Origin of the sequence: Ruminococcus sp. AM43-6 (genome assembly GCF_003461785.1) — a bacterium.
GTDB classification, from domain to species: domain Bacteria; phylum Bacillota; class Clostridia; order Oscillospirales; family Ruminococcaceae; genus Hominimerdicola; species Hominimerdicola aceti.
The window spans coordinates 1-8,313 of record NZ_QTXU01000047.1 but is presented as its reverse complement, the minus strand read 5'-3'; the positions used below and the strand labels follow the sequence as shown (position 1 = coordinate 8,313).

Annotated in this window: 4 protein-coding genes and 1 other RNA gene; 3 read left to right on the top strand and 2 right to left on the bottom strand. The window is 42.8% G+C overall.

From position 1 onward, the window contains the following. Positions 1-1,794, top strand: a 1,794-nt coding sequence (locus DW938_RS13850) for a recombinase family protein (protein WP_147342403.1), incomplete at its 5' end; no start/stop codon positions are given. Positions 1,795-1,926: 132 nt separating this feature from the next. Here the strand turns inward: DW938_RS13850 and DW938_RS13845 are convergent. Continuing rightward, a complete protein-coding gene (locus DW938_RS13845) occupies positions 1,927-4,656 on the bottom strand; it encodes a glycosyl hydrolase (RefSeq protein ID WP_118125496.1) in 2,730 nt (909 codons plus the stop codon). A gap of 139 nt (positions 4,657-4,795) precedes the next feature. Beyond that, on the bottom strand, positions 4,796-5,140 hold the full coding sequence (locus tag DW938_RS13840; protein WP_118125494.1) for a hypothetical protein: 345 nt from the start codon (positions 5,138-5,140) through the stop codon (positions 4,796-4,798). 181 nt (positions 5,141-5,321) lie between these two features. Here DW938_RS13840 and rnpB point away from each other — a divergent pair. Next, positions 5,322-5,668: RNase P RNA component class A (gene rnpB, locus DW938_RS13835), an RNA gene on the top strand. 179 nt (positions 5,669-5,847) lie between these two features. Then, the gene (locus DW938_RS13830; RefSeq protein ID WP_118125492.1) at positions 5,848-8,010 is read left to right on the top strand and encodes a GGDEF domain-containing phosphodiesterase; all 2,163 of its coding nucleotides are present in this window, start codon (positions 5,848-5,850) and stop codon (positions 8,008-8,010) included. The last annotated feature ends 303 nt before the right edge of the window (positions 8,011-8,313 follow it).

Sequence of the window (8,313 nt, the reverse complement as noted above, 5' to 3'; positions counted from 1 at the left end):
CTTTGTTTTTATTATACTTTGATTGTTTTGTATGTGTCAAGTTTTATTATACAGGATTACACCGAGCACGAGGCTCAGATCTCCGCTCTGGAAAATCAGCTTCAATGGTATGACGATCAAGCAAAACAGCATAATAACTGGATCGTTATCGACAAATACATTGACGAAGGAATTACGGGAACGCAGGCTAAGAAAAGACCGTCGTTCCTGCAAATGATCGAGGACGCACGGCAAGGAAAATTCGATCTTATAGTTACAAGAGAGGTATGTCGATTCGCACGAAATACGGTTGACACGCTGACGTTTACTCGTGAGCTAAAGAACTTGGGTATTGAGGTTTACTTTGTTGAGGACAACATCTGGACAATGGACGGTGACGGAGAACTCAGACTTACGCTTATGGCTACTCTTGCACAGGACGAGAGTAGAAAAATTTCTGAGCGAGTTCGTGCGGGACAATATATCAGCCGCGAGAACGGTGTGCTATACGGGAACGGAAATATTCTTGGGTACGACCGAGTCGGCTCCACCTATGTGATCAATCCAGAGCAGGCGGAAACGGTGACGATAATATATGATTACTATCTGCACGGCTACGGAATAAAGAAGATCGTCAACGAGCTATATCGCCTTGAACGCAGGGACTCATCGGGTAACGTCAAGTGGGACGTCTCAAAGGTAAACAGAATACTGAAGAACGCAACCTACAAGGGCTATATCGGGTACAATAAATCAAGTACCAATAACTATCTGGAGCAAAAGAGGAAAAACAATTATGACACCTCAACCTACGTTTATCACAAGGGTGATTTCGAGCCGATCATCAGCGAAGCACAGTGGGACGAGTGTGCACGGATTATGAAATCACGCTGTCAGGTGCTAAAGAACAGTATGGGTAAGGATAAGAAGTTCGGACATAATCCGTCCACTGACCCTTGGCTTAACAAGCTGAAATGCCACTGTGAATCTGGATTTAAAAAGTATAAATGGCGGACGAACAAGAAAGACGGCAAGGAGGTTTATGGTTATTCCTGCTATCGTCGCAGTCAGTCGGTCAGTCCACGTTATCTGTCAAATCACGGGATTGAGGCGGATGGTGTGTGCGATATAAAAGGCATTTGTCAATGGAAACTTGAAATGATGGCGGACAAGATTTTGGGCGAGGTGCTTGCGGACAGATATGAGATCATTGAAAGGGTGCTTGACTTGATCAACAAGCACTGCATGGACGGAACCGATTCGTTGCAGAAAAACGCCTATATTATCAAATCCAAAATTGAAAAACTTGAAGCGAAAATGCGCAAGCTGGTTGATATGTATGCCGAGGGAGATATTGAAAAGGACGAATACCGAACGGTCCGAGCTGATTCAGAAAATGAGCTTGAGTGTTTAAAAGCGGAGCTTAAAAGGAACGACACAGCTGATACGGTCAGCGGAAACTGCATAGACACGGATCGTATTTGCAGAACTCTTGATGAGATACTTTCTGCTGACAACGGTCACATCAACGATGAAATTATTAGCAAATTGGTATCGAGAATTACGCCGGTTGACAATACAAATTTTGAATGGATAATCAATCTCGGCGAGGAGAAAAGTGAAAAAATACGTTGTACGCTCACAGGCAGAAAAAACTCTGCTGAGCTTACGATCGGTGACGGCGAAAGCTGTCACTTTACATACTGGTTGATAAATCTACTTGGTTTAAACGGTGAAATTGTCATAAAAGCTCGTGCAGGTGAGCTGCTGCACAGGCTGCTATTGCACAGAAGAAGTAATTCTTGCAAAGTTTAGGATATCTGAATAGATAACAAAAATTTCACCCCGTGTCTTATGATACGGGGTGTTTTTGTGTGCGAATAAAAAATAATAGAGGTCTGACGTTTGAGCCAGACCTCTATTTTGCTATGGACAATCACTTTTTCTTTATTTTTTTGTAGTCACGCTCTTTGAAACCGACCATGCACCGTAATATTTTGTGCCGTTCACTGTCGTGTAGGAACGGACACGAACGTAATATTTCTTTTTGCCGCTAAGTTTTGAAATTGTGGTCTTGTCGGTTTTGTTGTTTTTTATGGTGACTTTCTTTGCGTTTGTAAACTTGGAGTTAGTCGCATACTGTATCTCATAGCCCGTTGCAGAGCCTTTCTGCGCCCAATCCACGAAAAATGCTTTGGATTTATACGTAAGCTTTTGTATCTCCTGCTTGGCAGGGTTTATGGTAAAGGTCTTTGTGATAACGCCGCCATATTTGCCTTTACCTGTTATCTTGACAATTGCCTTGCCGATTTTTTTGTTGTTTGAGTAGGAAGTTGTGTAATCAGTTCCGTTTTTCAGGGCAGTGCCGTTGTATTTCACAGTAATGTTCTGCGTTATAGCCTTGCCTGTGTATGCCTTGGTGGAAATGCCAGAAACGGAAGCTTTTGTGATATCATATTTTGCGGTCTTTATGCTTTTTATGTCAGACCATGGACCATAATAAGTCTTGCTTCCAACGTTTGTGTAGGAACGGACACGGACGTAGTAGGTCTTATCGGCTGTCAGACCGCTTATTGTCAGTTTATCTGGCTTGTTGGCAGTGAGGTGTTTGGAAGCCGCACCGCTCATGTTTGCGCTGGTGGAATACTGAATGTCATAGCCTGTGGCAGAGCCTTTCTGCGCCCAATCCACAAAGAAGCCTTTGTATCTTGTTTCAAGCTTTTGTATGGTCTGCTTGGCAGGGATAATGTCAAAGCCTGCGGTATAACTGCCGTAATAGTTGCCCATGCCTGAGATAGTGATGTTAGCGTGACCGATTTTAACATTGTTCGTGACTATCACACGATAGTCGATGTTCTGACGGAGAACTTTGCTTCCGTCCTTAACAGTGACTGTCGGAATAATTGCACTGCCTGTGTACTGTGCAGTGCTTGCGTAGAAATAGCCTGATGTTGGAAGCTTTTTTGTGGTGACCTTTACAGTGCAGACGGCAGACCTTCCGTTAGGCAGGGAGGCTGTTATCTTTGCTGTGCCTTTGCCCTTGGCGGTCACAACACCGTCTTTTACTGTGGCAACGGCTGTGTTGGAGCTTTTCCATGTTACCGTCTGAGGAGTGCCTGAGGTCACGCTGGCTTTTAGGGTAATGCTGTCGCCGTATGTGACTTCTTTTGACGTGGAGTCAAGAGTTATCTGTGTATTGTCGTCGCTGATAGGATAGTTTTTCAGATCGGGCAGACTTGAAAGTGTCACTGCATAGTCGCTGTTATAGACCTTTTGCCACATACTTTTCTCGGTATATTTCTCAGAGCTTGATATGCAAAACTCACCGCTCCATGTGCCGAAATACGACCATGCGGTGTTTGTTTCAAAGGCTTTGTCAAGGTCGAAAAGACAGCCGTTTTCTGTAAGGGCAACTATTTTTCCGTTTGGTGAACAGTCTGTGGCTTCAAGATATTTTGAGCTTTGGGCTGAATAATCTCTTGTGCCTGGGTAGATATCCTCTCCGATTATGTCAACATATTCGTCGCCAGGATACCAATTTGCCGCCTGACCATTCCATACCCATATGATATTGTCAAGCTTGTATTCATTCGTGAGCTTGTTATATATTGCCAGCCAAAGCTTTTTGTAGGCTTCCGAGCCATCTGCACCCCACCAGAACCAACCCCCGCTTGCCTCGTGGAGCGGTCTGAACAGTACCGGAACGTCTGCGTCAGAAAGACGTTTGAGTTGTTTGGCGATCTCGTCAACGTCGCTCATAAGAGTGTTGTAGCCCTTAGGGTCTGAGCCGTTCATTATTTTGGTAAGCGAGAACTTTGAGCGGTCAACGTTTTTGGTGTAAAAACCACCCCACCAACGTGGATTTCCGCCGTCTGTACCTGAGAGAAGATATTTGTCAGGGACGTTCCAATGCCAGCAGAATGTTACTATTCCTCCTGCCCGTGAAAACTCGATAGCCTTTTCGACAGCGTCGGAGGTGTCACCATTCTGGACACGGCATGGAGTATAGCGCATAAAGTCAAGACCCAACATAGCAGGGGTCTGACCTGTGGCGGACTTTATAGCTTTGAACTCAGCGCCGTTAAGTCCACCGTCGCAATACTGTCCTGTTATGACCTTTTTGCCGTAAACGTCTTTCATATAGCTGTAAAGGCGCTGTGTGCTTTGTGAAGCGTATGGGTCAACGAGATTTTCAGCGGCAGTGTAGGCATTTGAAGAGCTCATTTTTTCTATGGTTATGTAGTCAAGAGAAAAATATCCCCACGACATTGTTATTTTGACAGTGTTCTGACCCTTTTTGAGATAAATACCATTCACTGTGGACGCTTTATAGGCAGAGCTGTTTGCACTGCTGAAAGTGCCTGCATTTGAGCCGTTTACAGAAAGGTTGTTTATCTTATTCGAGCCTTCTCCGCGGCTGTAAAGCTTTATTTTGTAGTATCCGCTTTCGCTGACTGTAACAGTCTGTGACCATGTGCAGCTTGAGTCTGAAAAACGAACTGACCTAGAGCCTGATGCGGAGCTGTCTGTTTGGATATAGGCAGAGCCACCTAAAGTGCCGTTTTCGGCTTCGTATTTAAGCGTCTGCTGTGCAAAAACAGAAAGCTGAGCCGAGCCTGTGGTGAGCATTGCCACACTTAAAAATGCGGCTGCGACCTTTTTGATATTGAACTTCATAGATGTTTTTTTCCTTGTTATATTATTTACTGATAAAGCTAAGAGCTTAAAAGCATACGTTTATTTTAGCATAATTTTTGTGAATTGTAAACAATATATCAAGGCTAATTATAAGATGATTTGTAAACTTTAATTTTGCTTATTTCATAAGCCAGATCTCGCAGACGTATTCGGTCGTGTATGAAATATCACCATTAGGCTTTTGCTGACTATCACATCTATCATATATTGTGCAGCCGAGATATTTGTAATCCAGCCTTTGTGAATAAACTGTAAGGTCGCCCTCATCATCAATGAAAAGTTCGTTTGAAAAATTCACCTTTTTGGCATATTCAAATATTTCATCATAGCTTTTACAGCAGTTAATTACATAGCTTACCCTTATAAATTCACTGTCTGAGGGAAGTCCAACGTCGCTGAGGTTGCTTTTTAGCTTATCCAATGTTATTCCATAGCAAGTATCGATCTCGCCCTCACTTTCCACATAGAGGACAAGTTCTCATTTTTTACGCTCCCTTGATTTGGTTATTTTAATTCTATCACATTTTCTGTAAATTGTAAATATGTGTGAGACGTTTTGCATGATTTTCTTTTATAAAAGAATGCTCACTGTCTATGCAGGCTTTTATTTGACATTTCGTCATTCATGTGATATAATCATAGTGTGAGCGAGCTATGCGATAGCGTAAACGTTCTAGGTTTATGAGGAAAGTCCGAGCATCATAGAGCAGGATAGCTGATAACGTCAGCCGAGGGTGACCTTAGAGCCAGTGCAACAGAAATATACCGCCAACTTTTGTTGGTAAGGGTGGAAAGGCGGGGTAAAAGCCCACCAGAATGGCGGAGACGTCATTGCTATGTAAACCTTATCCGATGCAACACCAATGGTAGCTTGCAAGTCAATGGCTGCTCGTCAGACTTGGGGCTATAGGTGGCTAGAGCTGTGCGGCGACGTACAGTCCAGATAGATTATCGCACTCGACAAAACTCGGCTTATCGGTTCGGTCACATTTGCTCCGTCAGTTAAACTTTTTTAAGCTTAACTACGGGGCTTGCTTTTTAATAATATATAAATTTGGTCATTTGTTTTGTGCATTATAAATAAATTTCTATAATTCCCCTTGTGATATTACGGAAAATATGTTATAATGATGCTAGACGTATTTATATAAGCAGAGGAGGGCTGTTTGTATGGAAATACCGGCTAAGACCTATAACGAAAAGTTCGAGAGCTTTTTGAAAATACTTGAAAGTGATGACATATTTGATAATGTGTGCAAGAATTTTCTCGAAAGTATTTGCTCTGCACTTTATGTCAATGCGGCTACGGTAACTGTTTCAGGCTATGAAAACTCAGAACCTTTGAGTTATGAATTGATCGCTGATACACATAAATATACTGTATTTGCTTTTGATAAAGAATTTAATAGAAATAGATACAATGCAATGAAAAAAGCACTTATGCAAACTGGTATCCACGTTGCGGATAAGGCTCACCCGAATGGAGATAATGAGGAAATAACCCTGCGTGGAGCGGTGTATCCTTGTTCACTCACTTGTGCTGTCAAGGACGCAAATAAGTATGTTGCATATTTCAATCTTTTGTCCTCTGATCCTGAGAGAGTATGGTCACCTGAGGAGATACAGCTAGCCTCACGTCTGACATACATACTTTCTGGTATGCTCCATACCAGGAGAGCGGCTGAACATGCTGAAAGCACTACTCGTACGCTTACTGACGTTATGGATAATATGAATTCCTATGTGCTTGCAGTGGTACAGGACAGCGGTGAGATAGTTTTTGCCAGCAAGATTTTTGAACAGTATTATGGAAAACTGGTTGGCAAAAAGGAAAGTGACGTTTTCAGCAAGACTTGGTGTGAGCTTCCTGCTCACAAGGAAGGAATGCTTTTTGGAGGAGATTATTATTCCGAGATCATGGACAAATGGTTCAATGTGTCGGAAAAGTTCATAAAATGGCATGATGGCAGGACTATCAGACTTTGCACACTTAATGATATCTCAGAAAAGATAAATTATGAGAGGGTCATCGAAAAGCAGGTCTTTTACGATAATCTCACAGGTCTTCCTAACAGACTAAGTCTTGATAAGAGTATACAGGGCATTATTGAAAGCGATGAGATCAGCACTGTTATGCTCATTGACCTTGATAATTTCAAGAACATAAATGACAGCTATGGTCATAATAATGGTGACCGGCTTCTCAAAGAGATAGGTAAATTCTTTGAGAATTTTGCCTGGAAGAATAAAAAGCTGAGCGTTTTTAGATTTGGCAGCGATGAGTTCGTTGTGCTTCTGAGAGATCAGGATCAGGCTGAGATCGACGAGATATGCAAGATCATACATGATAAGTTCAACACAGAGTGGCAGATAGCTAACAGCAGTTGCTATTGCACTTGTTCAATGGGCGTGGCGAAGTTTCCAAAGCCCGATGATACTGTAAATACGGTACTTAAAAGAATCGACCTTGCCATTTCATATGCTAAAAAGCAGGGCAAGAATTGTACTATAAATTATAATGAAACTATCGGCAGGATACTTTCAAGGCAGATCGAACTTGAAAGGCTCATGCACAAGGATATCACAAACGGCTTTGCACATTTCACGGCGTACTATCAGCCTATATTCAGCAGCTCCGAAAAGAAGCTTGTGGGCTGTGAAGCGCTTATGAGGTGGAATCCACCTGAGTTTGGTCAGGTTTCCCCTGCCGAATTTATCCCTATGGCGGAAAGACTTGGCTATATCAATCTCTTGGGCGAGAACATGATAAGGATCGCAGGCAGACAGTGCAAAAAGTGGGCTGATGCAGGGCTTGATTTGAGAATGAACATCAATCTGTCTGTAGGTCAGATAATTGAGCCTGATTTCCTTGACAAGATAGACACACTTTTTGACGAAACAGGCGCACCCCCTGAGAAGATATGTTTTGAGGTCACGGAAAGTCTTGCTATCCATGATATGGAAAAGATGAAGGAGCTTTTGAAGCATATAACAGACAAGGGCGTGAAGATAGCACTGGACGATTTCGGAACGGGATATTCTTCGCTTAACTGCATCAAGGAGATGCCGCTGAATACCATTAAAATAGACAAGTCGTTTATTGATGATATTGCAAAAAATCCTGACACTGCGGTGTTTGTTAAAATGATAGTTAATCTTTCTCACGACCTTCATATAGCAGTTTGTGCAGAGGGCGTTGAGGAACAGGTGCAGTTCGATATCCTGAGAGATCTGGAAACTGACGTTATACAAGGCTATTATTTCGGCAGACCTATGCCGTCAGACAAGTTTGAGGAGAAGTTCCTTAGCGAGAAACTCCAGTCAGTAAAGTAAGTCGCCAAAAAAAGAAAGTTCGACCGTCGGGCGTAATACTCGGCGGTCTTATAAATAATCCTGTATAATAAAACTTGACACATACAAAACAATCAAAGTATAATAAAAACAAAGGAGTGTGTCATCAATGGTAACAGGAAAACAATATGATGAAGAGTTTAAAAAGCAGGCAATAAAGCTCGCAAAGGAGATTGGCACCAAGGCAGCAGATGAGCTGTGCATCCCCAAAGGGACGCTGGGGACGTGGGTGCAAAAGGCGCGGATCGGGGAAATAGACACAGGTGCAGGCTCACGTACACCGGG